A 17038-nucleotide genomic window follows, 5' to 3' on the forward strand; every position below is an offset into this window, starting at 1 on the left:
GCTAGCCGTTCATGGCTTCCAGCAGCTCTTTTTTATACAAGGGACCAATCGGCACAAAATCCTGATTGCTAAGCATCAGTTTATTATCCACAATGCGCCGTACATGGTTTTTGTTGACAATGTACGAACGATGCGCTTGAAAAAACTGTTTGGGTTGCAACTGTTCGAGCAAGCCTTTCAAAGTTTGGTATACCAGATAAAATTGCGCTTCGGTAAAAATCTTCACGTAGTCTTTGCTGCCCTCTATGTATATAATATCCTGTTGCCTGAGGTTAAGTAGGCTTTGGCCATCTTTAATCAACAAATGGCTTATTTGAGCATCTTCGGCAGGTCCATCCAACAGGCCCGCCTTGTTTACCGCTTTCCTAAAACGCTCGTACGAAAATGGTTTTAACAAATAATCAACGGCCTCGAGTTCATAACTCTCAAAGGCATATTGCTTATAGGCCGTAGTAAAAATGGTCTTTGGCCTTCGCGTTAAAGCCTTCAAAAAATGCAATCCATTAACCAGGGGCATTTCAATATCCAAAAACAACAGGTCTACCTTATACTTGCCCAAATACTCGAATGCTTCAACAGCATTTCTGAACGAAGCCAAATGCTCCAGGCCTGGCGTTTGGCCGATGTAGTGTTCTAATACCTGATGAGCCATGGGCTCGTCGTCTATGACAATGCAGTTCATTTGCGGTTCAAAATTACGGAGGCCACATATTGGCCGTTTTCTTCTGTTAAGATCAGCTGGTGCTGCTTTGGATAGTAAAGTTCCAATCTTTTTTTGATATTGACCAATCCGATGCCACCAACAGGTTTTGCACCGAGCTGAGGCGTGTTTTGCAGTTGGTCATTCTGTATGGTAAAGCTAATTTGTGACGGCGTAACCGCTACATAGGCCAATACCGAAGCATGGTCTTCCAGTTTATGCCGGCCGTGCTTAAAACTATTTTCGACCAGGGGCAAAAACAGCAAAGGCGGGATCTTCACCCTTGCATCTACCTCAGGTGCCTGAAAAACAATACTGGCTTTCGGAAACTTTTGCTGTTCCAACTCAAAATAGCCTTTTAAAAAATCGATTTCCTCCTGTAAACTCACTTCTTCTTTATCACAATCGTACAAAATGTATTGCATCATTTGCGAAAGCAGCAAAATAAAACGGGGCGCTTCTTTTGACCCTACCAAGCTCAAACCATACAAACTGTTTAAGGTGTTGAACAAAAAATGAGGCTGCAGCTGGGTTTTAAGCATATTGAGCTGCAGGTGCAGGTTATCGGTTTCCGACTGGTGACGTTTGATTTCATTCTGATACGAAAACCTAGAAAGCCCGATACAAAAAAAGGCGATCAAGTCGGTAAACATCATGTTCCAATCCCAATACTGATAAGCAAATTTAAAAAAATTATTCACCGGGAGGCCCTGCGTAGCCATTTTAAACAGCCATGAAACTGCTGCATTATTCAAAGGCATAAGCAGCAAAAAATAGGCTACCGTAACCAAAAACAATCCCAGATACTTTTTACGCTGCAATAAATTAGGGATTAGCCAACGGTAATACGGAATGAGTAGCAATGTTGAACAGATGCCGTAAAGACAAATCTGCAGGTAGGGAAAATCATTATTCGGTACGTGAGGCAAACTCGAGCTCTCCATATAAGCCGAATACTTATAAATGCAAACATAAAGCAGCCAGATGATCAGTTCGAAAAAAAGGGGAAAAGTAAGCGCTGGTTTCTTCATGATGGGACTAAAATCGTAATATTTATTGACTATGCCGTGTTTGTTTTCGACGAAGGCCAGTTTTTGCACGACCAAAAAAATCAGCCACAGTTTGGCAGCCTGCACCTCGGTCTCGGTCGAATAATCGACAGCGAGCCTATTTTTTGTGTGTTGATTTGCATCATCAAAAAACAAGAACATGAAAACAACACTTCAACTTTTTATCCTTGCTATCTTTTTAACTTTTAATGCCAGGGCACAATCGGCCAACGAGCTTAACCTGGCCAGCAGACAGGCATTTGTAAAAAGTGCCCAACCATTGGTCGAAAAAATGGCCGAAAAAAGAATTGTAGCCTTGGGCGAAGGTACGCATGGCACCGCCGAATTTTACAAACTACGCTATTGGATTACCCGCGAACTGATCGAAAAGAAAGGCTTTACCCGCATTGCCTTTGAAAACGACCTGAGCGATGGCCTGATGCTGAACCAAGAACTAAACAGCCAAGCCGACCTGAATGCGCTGATGAAAAAGCGCCTGCTGCGCATCTGGCAGAACGAAGAAACCAAAGAACTGTTAACTTGGGTGCGAAGCTACAACCAAACTCATCAAAAGAAAGTGGTAATTGACGGCATAGACTATGTTTACAACAATGTTGATATAGAGGCCTTGCAAAAAATATTGGCCAAGCAACCCGAATTTTTGGTTGAGGTGAACCGCTTAAAGATCCCGGCCTCTTTACAGGATGCCACATGGGAAGCCACGAACGACAAAAACAGTAAAATTGATTTCGCCGCCATGAGCAATTGCAGCTCTAAAGGCTATTTATTGGCCGATAGCCTTGATCAGAAAATACAGCAATCGAAGCTCCCTGAAAAGCTGAAATCAGCCAGCCATTTGATCTTATTGAATATCAAACAGGCATTCTCTCCTTTCTATTACAACGCCATCAAAAAAGCAGAACCCAGCCGCGATGTAAACATGGCTGCCAACGTAGCCGAAATATTAAAGGGCAACCGCGATAAAATGATTATTTGGGCACACAATGCCCATGTGGCCAAAAGCGGCGTCTACGATAATGCCGTTGGCGGTATGGGCGGCGAAATTGCCGAGCTGTTTCCCAACCAGTATTTTGTAGTGGGCACCGGAACGGCCACCGGCACTTTTGCGGCCACCGAACAATCGCGCGATACCTACACCAATCTTATGAAAGCCTATCCATTAGAAAAAACAATAGCCGAATCGTGGGAAACCCAGTTTTTAGCCTTGAATAAACCAGCCTTTTACATTTTCCCGGCGCAATACAACAGCAAAAACGAAACGAAGCCTTTGCGTTTTATAGGCTATGGCCCAAAGAGCGATCCAAGCACTAACGATAAAACCAATATCAGCCAACATTTTGATGCTTTTTTGTTTGTTGGCAATACCCATGCAGCCACTCCTTTAAAATAACGGAAAAGCATTCGCTATAAGTAAATTTATAATTACATCTTGAGCCACACCAGCGAATTACGATACAAACATCCGCTTTTTTCTTATCTTGAGCTTATGAAAGCTGTTTTCTCCATGATGTTGCTTTGTTTGGGGCTATCGGCATTTGCCCAACAAGATTCGCTTATTCTTTTAAAGCCTGCGCAGGTTTTTGACGGCGAGAACTTGCACAGCAACTGGGTGGTACTGGTAAAAGGCCAGCAAATTGAAGCGGTAGGCGCCATGACTTTTAAGCTGCCAGCCCATACCAAAATTATAGAATTGCCAGGCACAACTTTAATGCCGGGCTTGATTGAAGGACACTCGCATTTGTTTTTGCATCCTTACAACGAAGTAAGCTGGAACGAGCAGGTACTGAAGGAAAGCCGTGCCGAAAGAACCGCCAGAGCCGTTAAACACGCCGAAGCAACCTTAATGGCCGGTTTTACCACCGTTCGCGATTTGGGTACCGAAGGCGCTGGATTTGATGATGCGGGCCTCAAACAAGCCATCGAAAAAGGGGTAATCAGCGGACCGAGAATGATCATTGCCACCAAGGCCATTGTGGCTAAGGGAAGCTACGGACCCAACTATAAGAATGCGGATTTGGAGCTGCCACAAGGCGCGGCCGAAGTAGCCGGCACTGCCGAAATGGCCAAAGAGGTTTACCTCCAAATTAGCAAAGGTGCCGATTTGATCAAGCTCTATGCCGATTATCGCTGGGGCTTGGACGGCAAGCCAGCCCCTACTTTTAGCATCGAAGAAATAGCCACCGCAAGTGCCATTGCTAAAAGCAGCGGACGGCCAACCGTTGCGCATGCCTCGACCAAAGAAGGCATGCGCAGGGCAATTCTGGGCGGTGTCTCTACCATAGAACACGGCGACAACGGCGATGAAGAGATTTTTAAGCTCATGAAGGAAAAAGGAGTTGCCTTATGCCCCACTTTGGCCACCAGCGATGCCACTTTACAATATGATGGCTGGAAAAAAGGCATTGATCCAGAGCCCGAACGCATTAAAAACAAAAAGAAAAGCTTCGAACTGGCCTTACGCAATGGCGTTACCATTTTAATGGGTGGCGATGTGGGTGTTTTTGCCCATGGCACCAATGCCCGCGAAATGGAACTGATGGTAGCCTACGGCATGAAACCTATCGATGTGTTGCGATCGGCAACCTCGGTCAATGCCAAGGCTTTTGGCTACGACGAAAAGATTGGAAGCCTGCGCAAGGGCCTCATGGCCGACATCATTGCCGTACAAGGCGATCCTAGTATAGATATTAAAAAAATAAAGGAAGTGGTGTTTGTGATGAAAGACGGGAAGATTTATCGTTCTGCTTTTAACCAGTGATCAATAGCCGTTTTGGGTATCCATAAATTAAGGGCATTAAGCTAATTTTCAGACAACTGATATAGAAATAGTCCAGACTTGTTTCAGCTTTGCTTGCTGTTCATGTTGCTTTTTTTAGACTATTTACGTTTAGCCCTGCAAATCAATGAACTAATAACCCATTGAACTAGTTGCGAAACCATTCCAGCCACTTCTCAATCAGTGCTACCCTTTGCTTTAAGTAATTAGGCCCGAAGAAAATGCTCGACCAGTCGTCGAAGTTTTCGTATTGGAAGCCGAGGTAAAATACCCAAAAGCCAAAACCAAAATAAGGCATCGTAGCAAGCTCTTCATCACTTAGAAGCCTCACTTTTCGATAGGCCTCCACAAATAAGGCAAAAGATTTTTCTGCCTCTTCCCTACTGATTTTGTTATGGAAACATTCCAAAAAATAATGGATATAAAAAGAGGTGATGTCGTTAATCAAATATCCTTGACCAGCAAAATCGAAATCGAAGAAAGTGAGCTCACCATTTTTTTGGAAGTGAAAGTTTTTAGGCAGGAAATCAAAATGGCAGTAGCCGTAACTGAAATTGCTTAAATCTAGCTTTTCCATTTGGGCGCTTACCTGATCAGCCATTTGAACCAATTGGGCATAAACTTCCTCCATTCCCTCGAAAGCCGGTTTTACTACTGTTATCGGTTGTTTGATCGTAGTCTCTATCGTATAGGCTTTTCTTGGGTGTTTCAGTTCAATAGCGCCGGCTAGATTATGGAATTTGGCCATTTCAGTACCCAGCGTTTCCAATTGCTGTGAATTAAGCTCATAAACCGGTTGGCCTAAGGCATAGCTCAGCAAAATACCATAGCGTGTACCTTCAGCCGCATTAAAAGATTGGATCTGTTCGCCATCCAAGGCTTTGATTGGATAAGAAACGCTTACGCCATTTTCTTTGAGGATATTGAGCAGTTCTACTTCTGCCTTGATCTCGTCAAGTTTTCGGTGTGCATCGCGATAGATCTTGAAAATATATTGCTCCGTATCGTTTTCGAGCAGGTAAGTATCGCTCACATTGTGCACCAGCAAACGACATTTCATTTGCGAAAAACCATATTGCTGTTCCAAAAAATCTTTTAAGGCTCGAGCAGCAAGGGTTGAGTACTGCGTAGGGAAAATATCCATGATGGTGCAAATATAGGAATAGTTGAACGTTGGTAGCCGGATCATTTGGTAGAACCGATAGATCAGATCCGGTGTAAAGATGTCTTTTAAACCGAAGAAAGCCCACCATGCGGGCTTTCTTTGGTTTTATTCTATATTGAACCTGAGTTTAGCTGAGGGCCTAGGCTCAAAGATTACTGCTTCCAGCCGCCACCCAAGGCTTTGTACAAATTGACTACGGCTTGCAGTTTTTGCAACTTATCGCTTACGCTACTCAATTGCGCTGCCAAAAGGCTTTGCTCAGAGGTCAGTACGTCGGTATAATTGGTTGCCGAGCTATAGCGCAACAATTCTTGTGTAAAATCAACCGCCTTAGTTAAAGAAGCGATTTGCTTGGCGCGCGTACCTTCTTTTTCGGTTGCCGTTTGGTAAGCATACAAAGCATTCGACACTTCTTGTCCGGCGGTTAGCAAACTCTGTTGAAAACCATAAAAAGCAATCTGCTGTTGTGCCTGAGCCGTTTTTAAACGCGCCTTGTTCTGGCCTTTGGCAAAAATAGGTTGGGTTAAGCCACCTACTAGGTTATAGAAAATCGAGTGGCTGAAGAAATCCTTCAGCTGCAAGCTCGATAAGCCACCCGACGCCGTTAAAGTTAAAGCTGGATAAAAATAAGTCCTGGCTACGTTGGTATTTTCGAAAGCCGAACGCAGGCCCAATTCGGCAGCTTGCACATCCGGGCGGTTTTGCAACAACTGTGCAGAAACGCCGGTTTTCAAATCGCCGTAAGGTACTTGTTTGTCTAAACTGGTACGGGCAATGGCTCCCGGCGCCCTTCCCAACAAGATGCTCAAGGCATTTTCGGCTTCCCTGATGCTTCTTTTCAAATCGGGGATAGTTACTTGTGCCGCATACAAATTGGCTTCGCTTTGCACTACCGCGGCACCGTTTACAATCGCTCCTTCTTTCAGCTCTTTCATGGTGCTTACGCTTTTCTCCCTCACTTTAACCGTTTGTTCGGTAATGGCCAACTGCTGATCCAAGGCCAACAAATTGTAGTAGGCATTGGCAATATTGGCAATCAGTTGGGTTTGTACGGCGCGCTTGGCGGCATCGCTTTGCAATAAGGCGGCATAAGCCGAACGCTTGGCGCTGCTCAATTTGCCCCAAATATCGGCTTCCCAGCTGGTGCTGAGCTGCGCACGGTATGTTTGGGTTTCCAAATCGATGTTAACGCCTGCCGGAAAGTTTAATGCGGCTTTCGATTGCTTGGCATCGGTTACCGAAACATCGCCTTGCAGGCTTGGCAACAAGGCCATCCTGTTTTGCAACAAGGTGGCTTCGGCCACTTTAATACGCTCGATGGCCGTTTTTAAATCGAGGTTTTCTTTTAGCCCTTGTTCAATCAAGGTTTGTAGCTCGGTATCGGCAAACAAGGTTTTCCATGGCAGATTGGCAATGGTAGTGCTATCTGTACCCGTTTGGCTACGGTACAAATTATCACTGATAACCTCCGGACGCGTGTATTTTTTGGTTACACAGGCACTGAGGCTCAATACAACAAAGCCAAGGATTAATAACGAATATTTATGTCTAGAGTTCATCTGTTTGTATGTTTAATTTTGAGTGATTGAATTTTGAATGACTGAATTTTAACCCCGTCGGCTCTATCTTCCCATTCAATCATTCAATAATTCGCTCATTCAATAATTCTATTAATGTTCGCGGGCATCAACCTCTGGAAACTCCAGCGAAGCCTGTTCCGCATCGTAGCCTTCGTCAAATGGCGATTTGTTGCTTACTTTCTCTTGCAGGGTCTGAAAAACGATAAACAAGGCCGGAATAACGAAAATCCCGAAAATGGTACCGATCAACATACCGCCTACGGCACCTGTACCGATAGATTTGTTACCTGCAGCGCCTACACCTGTAGAAATCATCAATGGCAACAAACCCAGGATAAAGGCAAATGAAGTCATCAAAATTGGACGCAAACGCGCCGTAGCGCCATCAATGGCTGCATTTACAATGCTCATGCCCTTACGCCTTCTGTCAACCGCGTACTCTACGATCAGGATGGCATTTTTAGCCAATAAACCTACCAACATAATGAGGGTAATCTGGGTATAAATGTTATTGTCCACGCCAAAGATTTTATCGAAGATGAATACACCAGCCAAACCAATCGGCAAGGAAATCAATACTGCCAAAGGCAAAATATAACTCTCGTACTGTGCGCAAAGCAAGAAATACACAAATATTACGCAAAGCAGGAAGATAAACACGGTTTGGCTCCCGCTGCTCACCTCCTCGCGGGAAAGACCCGAAAACTCGTAGCCGTAACCCGCCGGCAGGTGGATGGCCGCTTCTTCCTGAACCGCTTTCAAGGCATCGCCCGAGCTAAAGCTAGGATTAGGTGCGCCTGTTACCGAAATTGAGGTAAACAAGTTGAAACGCGAAATAGCCTGTGGCCCATAAACCTTCTCTAAGGTGATGAACTCGCTAACCGGAGCCATTTTGCCACCCGAATTGCGTACATAGATGCTGTTCAGGCTTTGCTGGTTGGCACGGTATTGCGGTTCGGCCTGGTACATTACCCTAAACTGCTTGCCAAACTTGTTGAAGTTAGAGGCATAAACACCGCCATAATAACCTTGCAACACGCCTAAAACATCGCTCACCGTTAGGCCTGCCTGTTTTACCTTGGCCACGTTCACATTGATTTGATATTGGGGGAAATTAGGGTTAAATGAAGTTGATGCATATTGTATTTCAGGACGTTTGGCCAATGCGGCCAAGAAGCCCTGTCCTATTTCATTAAACTTCCTGATATCGCCACCGGTTTTGTCCTGCAGCTGGAATTCGAAACCACCGCTGGTACCAAAACCTTGGATGGTTGGCGGTGCAAAGAAAATAATCTTTGCGCCTTTAATGCGGGCTGTTTTGGCAAATAATTCGCCAATAATGGCCTTCACATCGCGCTTACGCTGGTCCCAAGGTGCCAAACGGGCAATTACCATACCGTACGAACTGCCGGTACCACTGATCAAGCTTCGGCCCACTACCCTAAACGAGTGTTTGATTTCGGGAATGGTTTTTACAATGCTGTCTATTTGGGTAATCACCACATTGGTGGCTTCCTGTGAGGTTGACGGAGGTAGGGAAATATCAGAAAACACTGTTCCCAAATCCTCGTTGGGCACAAATCCTTTTGGCGTGGTATTCATGAGGTAAATCAGCACCGCCGCAAAAATGGCAATGCCTAAGCCTGCTATCCACTTGGCATGCGACAGGAAGTTCACCGCCCGTTTATAACGGGAAGTCATGCTGTCGAAACCGGCATTAAAGCCCGCATAAAAGCGCTGCAAAAAGTTTTTCGATTTTTCGTGCTCTTCCTTGTGCGGCTTTAAGAACAAGGCACAGAGTGCCGGACTTAAAGTTAAGGCATTAATGGCCGAAAGGATAATTGAAATGGCCAAGGTTAAACCGAACTGTTTGTAGAACACACCCGACGAACCTTGGATAAAACTTACCGGAATAAATACCGCCGCCATAACCAGGGTAATCGAAATAATGGCACCGCTAATGTCGTCCATCGCATCGATGGTTGCCTGTTTGGCCGATTTATAGCCATGGTCGAGCTTCGCATGCACCGCCTCTACCACCACAATGGCATCATCTACCACAATACCAATGGCCAATACCAAGGCGAAAAGGGTTAACAGGTTGATGGTAAAGCCAAAGAGGCTGAGGAAGAAGAAGGTACCGATAATAGCCACCGGCACACTGATGGCTGGGATTAAGGTAGAGCGGAAATCCTGCAAGAAGATAAACACTACGATAAACACCAAAATAAAGGCCTCAACTAGCGTATGCAATACCTTTTCGATAGAGGCATCCAAGAAATCGTTGACATTAACCAGTGCCTGGTAGTGTACGCCCTTAGGAAAGGATTTTGAGGCCAGATCCAAAGTTTTGATCGAGTTTTCGATTACTTCTTTTGCATTTGAGCCTGCCGTTTGGTTAATGGCGATACCCAAGGCCTGTTTGCCATCGAATTTTACCGAGCTGCTGTAGCTTTGTGCACCCATTTCGATGCGGGCGATATCTTTCAGACGCAATACTTCGCCGTTGGCACCGGTTCTGATAATGATGTTGCCAAACTCGGTTTCGTTTTTAAGCCTGCCCGTGTATTTTAAAATGTACTGGAAGGCCTGATTGCCCTGCTCGCCAAACTGGCCCGGCGCCGCTTCGATGTTCTGCTCGGCCAAAGCCACACTGATATCATTAGGTACCAAACCATAGGTAGCCATTACATCGGGCTTTAGCCAAATACGCATGGTGTAGTCCATCAAACCAAAAGCACTCGCATCGCCTACCCCATTGATACGCTTAATTTGAGGGATGATATTGATGTTGGCATAGTTCTGCAAGAATTTTTGGTCGTAGGAAGGGTCATCACTGTAAATACCAAAAATCAACACGTTACTGGCCTGTCTCTTGGCCGTAATTACGCCCGATCGGGTAACCTCTGCCGGCAATAAGCTGGTCGCGCGGGCCACCCTGTTCTGTACGTTTACCGCGGCCAGATCGGGGTTGGTGCCCAATTTAAAGTTAACGGTAATGGTTGCCGTACCGTCGTTGCCAGCGCTAGAAGTCATGTAGGTCATGTCTTCTACCCCGTTGATTTGTTCTTCGAGCGGAACAACTACGCTATTCATAACTACATCGGCATTGGCACCTTGGTACGAAGCCGAAACCTGAACGGTAGGCGGCGCAATTTCGGGATATTGGGATACAGGCAGGGTAATCAAGCCCAAAATACCCAATATAACGATGATGATGGATATAACCGTTGATAGTACCGGTCTCTCTATAAATTTTTTAAACATAAATGCTAATGCTGCTGGACCAAGCCAGTATTTAAATGAATCTTATTTTTTTACTTCGGCAAGTACTGAATCGGCGTTCAGTTCTTCTGGCTTGATGGCCGTTCCATCTTTAAGCGACTGGAAACCTTCCAACACCACTTTATCGCCTGCCTTTAAGCCCTTGGTTACCACGTAGAAATTGCCCTTTGTCAATTCCATAACTTGAATTTCGGTGCTAACCACTTTAGCCGAGTCGCCCAAAACATATACAAATTTCTTTCCTTGCAAATCAGTAGTCGATTTTTGAGGAATCAGGATAACGTTCTCCAAGTGTTGCGGAATACGGACCAAAGCGCTGGCTCCGCTTTTTAGTAGAGATACCGGATTAGGGAAAGTTGCCCTTAAGCTGGCCGAACCTGTGCTGGTGTTAATCTGGCCGTTGATCGACTCGATCTTGCCGTTTTGCGCATAGACGCTGCCATCGGCCAAAACCAGGCTTACCGCCGGGATATTCTTCATCTGCTCGGCCAAGGTTTTGCCCTTATAGGTAGTAGAGAAATCGAGCAGCTGCTTTTCGTTGAGCGAGAAGTAGGCATAAACTTTCGAAATATTAGAAACCGTAGTTAAAGGCTGTGCGCTGGTGCTGCTTACCAAAGTACCGGTTTTGTAAGGAAGACTGCCCACAACGCCATCAACCGGACTGGTAATTGAAGTATAGCCCAAATTGGTTTTGGCATTTACCAAATCGGCTTTTGCCTGGGCCAATGCTGCTTTTCTGCTCTGCAGAGTTAATTGAGCCGCTTCGAGTTCGTATTTGCTGATGATTTCCTTATCAACCAGGGGCTTGGTTTTATTGACCTGTAGCTGCGCTGCGTTTACATTGGCTTCGGCGCTGCTGATGGCGGCCGTTGCGGTTCTCACCTGCTGTTCGTATTGTGGCGCATTGATGGTAAAAAGCAATTGCCCCTTCTTCACCACAGCACCCTCGTCAACGTAGATTTTTTCGATAAATCCGTCAACTTTTGGCCTGATGTCTATGTCCTGGATACCTTCGATGGTAGCCGGATAATCTTGATCCAAGGTAGTAGCTTGGGTGCTCACGGCAAAAACCGGATAGGCTTGTGGCTGCCCGGCTGCCGCCGCTGCCTTTGCCGCCTTATCGTCTTTACCACCGCAAGAAGCAAGTACGGTGCCCAGGAATAAAATAAGCGATAATCGAATTGTTGTTTTCATATTAATATGGGGTTTGCTTTTGTGTTTCATGTTGATTTTATTGATAAACCATTTCAAAAATTAGCTTTTTACGCTCTTTCATCAGCTCGAGGTATTCAGCATCGTTGATGTTATATAGTGATTTGTTTAAGCAATTATTAATTAATGGATAAGCCATTAAGGCGAACAGATTCATGCAGAAGTGGCGCGGATCCATCCGCTTGATCTTGCCTTTGTCCATTTCGGCACTTATTTCCTTCAAAAATGCCGATACCCTGGTCTTCTTCTCTTCCGGAACCTGACGGTCGTTGCGGTTCAAATCGGTGATGATATACATCTCCCGGTAAGGATATTGCATAGCCTGATCCATAAAAACATGGATCAGTTTTTCGAGCTTGTCCTTAAACTCAAGCTGCGAAGCGAAAACACCGTCCATTTCTTTCGACATTTCTGCGCGCGCTTCGGTAGCTACCTGTTCAAATAAAATATCCCTCGATCTAAAATAATAGTTTAACAAGGTGCGGTTAACACCAGCCGCATCTGCAATATCCTGTGTTGTAGCATGTAATTTTCCCTCAGAAAAAAAGATCCGCTTGGCGGTATCTTTAATAAGCTGTTCAGTTCCCGTATCTCGCTGCGCCATTTACAATTGTGTTTAACATTTTTGTTAAACAAATGTAGACATCTATTTTAACCTGCCTATTTCCTATCAAAAATGTAGCCGATTTATGACAAAGGCTTGATAAATGCCTAATACCTATTTCCTACTCATCCATTTCCTATTCCCTTACTTCAAAAAAAACAAAAACCACATAGGGGTAAAACCAAGTTGGGTTGTATTACTATTAAAACGCCTTTAACACACCACAAAAATTAGCTTATGATACCAGCACTTTTATTTTGGTTGTTCAAAAAATATGCACAACCAACCTTACATCAGCTATACCTGCAATTGGGCACAGGCAACCTGCTAAGGTTTACCAAAAAGAAAACCATCCTTTTGCTTTTCGTAATCTTGAGTCTGTTCGCGCATGCTGAGGAAAAAACGGCTACCTATCTGATCAAACGAAACGGAACCGTCATCGGGCAGCTGCTGCTGCAACAAAAACAGCATGGTGCCGAAACATTTTTAAAGATGAGCTCGAAAGTGAAAACCCGTTTCATTTTTGAAATCAATGTGCAAACTGCCGACGAATCGTTTTTTAAAAACGGACAGCTCCAGTATTCGAGCGTTTATCGCAAGGTAAACAGCAAGGAAAAAGAAAACCGGCAAACCAAGCTCCTGCAACAAAACTACCAGCTTTTAGCCGGCAACAAAAGCAGCTGGTTCAATGCGAGCATCAATTACAACATGATGTTGCTGTATTGCCAGGAACCTATCCATATTTTGCAGGTTTATTCGGATCATTTCCAGCAGATGCTGCCCATCAAGAAAATCGGCACGAACAATTACCGCATCGATCTGCCCGATGGCAATTACAACACCTATTATTTCCAGAATGGCAGCTGCAAAACGGTAGAGATACATCATTCGCTGTACACCATTACGATGGAATTGGTTGAAGGAAATGACTGAATGAGGGAATGAATGAATGAGAGAATGAGAGAATGAATGAAGGATTGAGTCAAAGCATAAGTAATAGCAGACAAGGCCTATTCAATCATTCAAAATTCAATCATTCAAGAACGAAGGACAGAATGAATGAAAGGCAAAGTTAGAGCATGGGTAACAGTAGACAAGGCCTATTCAATCATCCAAAACTCAATCATTCAAAAATCAATCATTCAAGAACGAAGGACAGAATGAATGAAGGACAGAGTTAGAGCATGGGTAACAGTAGACAAGGCCTATTCAATCATTCAAAACTCAATCATTCAAAATTAAAAAATATGGAAACGAAAATATTTGTAAGTGGTGCTTCTGGTTTTATTGGGCGAAAATTGTGCTTAGATTTGGCCGAAAAGGGCTTCAAGGTGCATGCGCTTTGCCGAAATACGGCACACCCCTACCTGCTTAAACACGAGAACATCAGTTTTTTCGAAGGCGATATCCTCGACATGAAAAGCCTAGCTATTGCCATGGAAAGTTGCAAACAGGTTTACCATACCGCAGCCATGGCCAAAATGTGGAGCAAAAACAAAGACGATTTTTACAGCGTCAATGTAATCGGCACCCGAAACATATTGCAAACAGCAATAAATCAAGACGTGAAAAGAGTAGTATATACCTCAACCTGTGGAGTTTGGGGGCCAACGCTGCGCTATCCGATGACAGAGAACGATCCGCGTATCATGGGATTTCCTATCGACTACGAACGTACCAAGTACCTGGCCGAGCTGGAAGTAGGCAGCTTTGTAAAAAACGGATTGGACGTAGTTACTGTTAATCCGTCGCGGGTTTTTGGCGAAGGTCCGATTACTGACAGCAATACCGTAAGCAAAATGGTTAATGGCTATTTAAAGGGCAAATGGCGCATTATTCCGGGCAATGGCAAAAAGGTGGCCAATTATGCCTTTTTAAACGATGTGGTAAACGGGCATATCGCAGCCATGCAAAACGGCGAAACCGGACAGCGCTATATTTTAGGGGGCGAAGACATCAGTTTTAACCAGTTTTTCGCCCTATTGGGGGCCATTTCCGGCCATCACCAGAAAATGTTCAGGGTGCCCCAAAAAGTCATCAAGTTATACAGCCACCTCGAACAGCTCAAAACTACCTTAACTGGCTGGGCACCGGTGTTTTTGCCCGAGTTTGCCGACCGCCTCCTTTACGACCAGAAATACAGCAGCAAAAAGGCCATCAACCAACTCGATTACCGCATTACGCCTTTTGCCGAGGCCTTAACCAAAACCGTTCATTATTTACAAAAACACGCATCATGAAACTTACCGCCGTTGTAACCGGGGCTAGCGAAGGTTTGGGCAAATCGTTCGCCTTCGAGCTGGCCAGCAGAGCCATCAACCTGGTTTTGGTTGCCCTACCCAATTCGGGTTTGCCTCAATTAGCCAACTTTATCCGCATCAATTTTAAGATCGAGGTGACCGAGTTTGAGCTCGACCTCACGCAAACCGAAAGCTGCGAAACCATATTCAACAACCTGCAACAACAAAAGATAAAGGCCGATTTTTTGATCAATAACGCGGGCTTGGGCAACTGGTCGTGGTTTGAGGAGAAACAGATCGATTTCTACAAAAAACAGATCGACCTGAACATCACCAGCACCGTATTGCTTACGCGCCTGTTTTTATACCAGGTTAATAAACAGCAACCGTCGTATATTTTAAATGTGGGCAGTTTAGGCGGCCGATTTGTAGTGCCCCGGAAATTGGTTTATGGTGCCACCAAATCGTTTATCAGCTATTTTACGCGTTGCCTGCAGCTGGAACAGGCCAATTCTTTGGTAAAGGTGAGTTTGTTGAGCCCAGGTGGAATCAATACCAAACCCGAACTGCTAGTGCTGAACCATGCGCTAAAAGGCATTTCGAAGGCCACCATTTTAGAACCCGAGCAAGTAGCCAAAACGGCTATCGATGGTTTGTTGAAAGGCAAGAAAGAAATCATCCCCGGACAAATCAACAGGCTTTTGGTATTCTTCGATTTACTGTTGCCCAATTTCATCAAAGCATTGATCATTAAAAGGAAACTGACGGCAACAGTGGGCAGGCCCCATTTGCTCAATGCCTAAAGATTTTTAATAAAAGCTTATCTTCGATTGGAATAGCCCATAGCTTGGAAAGTAACGACAACCATTTAATCGGCCTCATCAAATCTGGCAACCAAACCGCATTTGATACTGCTTACCTCAATTATTTCAGGCAGCTGCAACGTTATGCCTTTACTTTTACCAAAGACAACGACGATGCCGAAGAATTGATACAGAACGTGTTTTGCAGGATCTGGGAAAAACGAAACCAGCTTGATGCCAATGGGCAATTAAAGTCTTTCCTGTACAGAGCCGTGCATAACGAATGTTTAAACTATTTAAAACACCAAAACGTGAAGCTGTCTTTTCATAACTACCAACAGGAAAATGCAAGCATAGCCAACGATCCCGTTCAGGAAATGGCGGCGCAAGAGCTGGAAAAACAGCTTTACCTGGCCATCAATGAACTGCCTGGCCAATGCCGCACCATTTTTCAGCTGAGCCGGATAGAACAGCTCAAATACCAGCAGATAGCCGATCGGCTGAACCTCTCTATCAAAACCGTTGAAAACCAGATGGGGAAAGCTTTGAAAACGCTGCGTTTAAAGCTAGTTGACTTTCTGCCCATTTTATTGATTTATTTAACCAAAGGCCTATGACCTGGAATGCTACGATAACTGATGATTTACTGGTAAAATACTTGCTGGATGAAGCCAATATGGCCGAACGGCAGGAAGTAGAGCAGTGGCTGGCTGCCGATGCCCGGAATCAAAAATATTTCGATGATTTTAAGCTGATCATCGAAAAAAGCCAAATACAGGCAACTGAAGACGAAAAAGACTACGCCGCCTTAGCTCGTTTGCACGCGCGTATGAAGCGACAAAGAGCAGAAGCACCTACCCGACCGCTGTTTACACGAACCAGAGCCATTGCCGCCGTATTGATGATAGCCGTAGGTTCATGGCTGGCTTATACCCTGCTTAGCCAGAACAAGCCCATCAGCTTGCAGAGCGAGGCTAATGTAATAACCCAAAACCTGCCTGATGGCTCTACCATAATTTTAAACAAACATTCGTCGTTCACTTATCCGGCCAAGTTTAAGGGCGCTACCCGAATGGTAAAGCTCAACGGCGAAGCTTTTTTTAAAGTAGCTCCCCATAAGCAAATGCCTTTTATTATCGAAGCCAACGGCGTTACCGTACAGGTGGTTGGTACGTCGTTTAATGTCAGAAGCAGCCAAGGCCAAACCCAGGTTATTGTAGAAACCGGAATGGTAAAGGTAAGCAAGCTCGAAAAAAGCATTACCCTTTTGCCCGGCGAAAAAGTAAACGTAGCCAGCAACAGCAATGTACTGGTCAAAGAAATGAACAAAGGCAAGCTGTACAATTACTATTACAGCAACGAATTGATATGCGATAAAACCCCATTGCGCGAACTGGTACAAGTGCTAAATCAAAAATTCGATGCCAATATCGCAATCAGTAATCCGAAACTGGAAGATTTGCTCATAAGTACTACCTTTAACGACAATTCGCTCAACGAAATTTTAACGGTAATCCACGAAACCTTTAAGGTGAACGTTGAGTATAAAGGTGGTCAGATTTTATTGAAGTAGCATGCGGTTATGGCTTAAGTGTTTTACATT

14 protein-coding genes are annotated in these 17038 nt (G+C 44.7%); 7 read left to right on the forward strand and 7 right to left on the reverse strand.

Annotated features, from left to right (window positions below):
- Position 1: 1 nt before the first annotated feature.
- Positions 2 to 682, reverse strand: a complete 681-nt coding sequence (locus tag JHD69_RS09005) for a LytR/AlgR family response regulator transcription factor (protein WP_199139495.1) — start codon at positions 680 to 682, stop codon at positions 2 to 4.
- Entirely contained in the window at positions 679 to 1836 is a 1158-nt protein-coding gene (locus JHD69_RS21465; RefSeq protein WP_199139496.1) for a sensor histidine kinase, read from the reverse strand. The genes JHD69_RS09005 and JHD69_RS21465 overlap by 4 nt, the downstream gene beginning before the upstream one ends.
- Positions 1837 to 1909: 73 nt before the next feature.
- On the opposite strand from JHD69_RS21465, the gene JHD69_RS09015 reads away from it, so the two are divergent.
- Both JHD69_RS09015 and JHD69_RS09020 read left to right on the forward strand, forming a co-directional pair.
- On the forward strand, positions 1910 to 3160 hold the full coding sequence (locus JHD69_RS09015) for an erythromycin esterase family protein (RefSeq protein ID WP_199139497.1): 1251 nt from the start codon (positions 1910 to 1912) through the stop codon (positions 3158 to 3160).
- A gap of 96 nt (positions 3161 to 3256) precedes the next feature.
- Positions 3257 to 4528 carry a metal-dependent hydrolase family protein gene (locus tag JHD69_RS09020; protein ID WP_199139498.1) on the forward strand — a complete coding sequence of 424 codons (1272 nt, stop codon included), beginning with the start codon at positions 3257 to 3259 and terminating at the stop codon, positions 4526 to 4528.
- A gap of 166 nt (positions 4529 to 4694) precedes the next feature.
- Here JHD69_RS09020 and JHD69_RS09025 read toward each other — a convergent pair whose 3' ends face one another.
- From JHD69_RS09025 to JHD69_RS09045, 5 genes are all read right to left on the reverse strand, one after another.
- Positions 4695 to 5735 carry a phosphotransferase enzyme family protein gene (locus JHD69_RS09025; protein WP_199139500.1) on the reverse strand — a complete coding sequence of 347 codons (1041 nt, stop codon included), beginning with the start codon at positions 5733 to 5735 and terminating at the stop codon, positions 4695 to 4697.
- A gap of 128 nt (positions 5736 to 5863) precedes the next feature.
- The gene (locus JHD69_RS09030) at positions 5864 to 7270 is read right to left on the reverse strand and encodes an efflux transporter outer membrane subunit (RefSeq protein WP_199139502.1); all 1407 of its coding nucleotides are present in this window, start codon (positions 7268 to 7270) and stop codon (positions 5864 to 5866) included.
- Positions 7271 to 7381: 111 nt separating this feature from the next.
- Positions 7382 to 10558 (reverse strand): efflux RND transporter permease subunit, encoded by a 3177-nt coding sequence (locus tag JHD69_RS09035; RefSeq protein ID WP_199139504.1) that lies wholly within the window; start codon positions 10556 to 10558, stop codon positions 7382 to 7384.
- A gap of 42 nt (positions 10559 to 10600) precedes the next feature.
- A complete protein-coding gene (locus JHD69_RS09040; RefSeq protein ID WP_199139506.1) occupies positions 10601 to 11770 on the reverse strand; it encodes an efflux RND transporter periplasmic adaptor subunit in 1170 nt (389 codons plus the stop codon).
- A gap of 37 nt (positions 11771 to 11807) precedes the next feature.
- Positions 11808 to 12392 (reverse strand): TetR/AcrR family transcriptional regulator, encoded by a 585-nt coding sequence (locus JHD69_RS09045; RefSeq protein WP_199139508.1) that lies wholly within the window; start codon positions 12390 to 12392, stop codon positions 11808 to 11810.
- 237 nt (positions 12393 to 12629) lie between these two features.
- Here JHD69_RS09045 and JHD69_RS09050 point away from each other — a divergent pair, with 237 nt between their 5' ends.
- The 5 genes from JHD69_RS09050 (at position 12630) to JHD69_RS09070 (ending at position 17008) form a co-directional block, all read left to right on the forward strand.
- A complete protein-coding gene (locus JHD69_RS09050; RefSeq protein WP_199139511.1) occupies positions 12630 to 13325 on the forward strand; it encodes a DUF6134 family protein in 696 nt (231 codons plus the stop codon).
- Between the two features lie 314 nt (positions 13326 to 13639).
- Positions 13640 to 14632 carry an NAD-dependent epimerase/dehydratase family protein gene (locus JHD69_RS09055; protein ID WP_199139513.1) on the forward strand — a complete coding sequence of 331 codons (993 nt, stop codon included), beginning with the start codon at positions 13640 to 13642 and terminating at the stop codon, positions 14630 to 14632.
- Complete coding sequence (locus tag JHD69_RS09060) at positions 14629 to 15435, forward strand: SDR family NAD(P)-dependent oxidoreductase (protein WP_199139515.1); 807 nt, start codon at positions 14629 to 14631, stop codon at positions 15433 to 15435. The genes JHD69_RS09055 and JHD69_RS09060 overlap by 4 nt, the downstream gene beginning before the upstream one ends.
- A 44-nt stretch (positions 15436 to 15479) precedes the next feature.
- Positions 15480 to 16052 (forward strand): RNA polymerase sigma-70 factor, encoded by a 573-nt coding sequence (locus JHD69_RS09065; protein ID WP_233165802.1) that lies wholly within the window; start codon positions 15480 to 15482, stop codon positions 16050 to 16052.
- On the forward strand, positions 16049 to 17008 hold the full coding sequence (locus JHD69_RS09070; RefSeq protein ID WP_199139517.1) for a FecR domain-containing protein: 960 nt from the start codon (positions 16049 to 16051) through the stop codon (positions 17006 to 17008). Before JHD69_RS09065 ends, JHD69_RS09070 begins: the two co-directional genes overlap by 4 nt.
- Positions 17009 to 17038 lie beyond the last annotated feature (30 nt).

It is taken from the genome of Pedobacter sp. ASV12, from assembly GCF_016429155.1.
Taxonomy (GTDB): domain Bacteria; phylum Bacteroidota; class Bacteroidia; order Sphingobacteriales; family Sphingobacteriaceae; genus Pedobacter.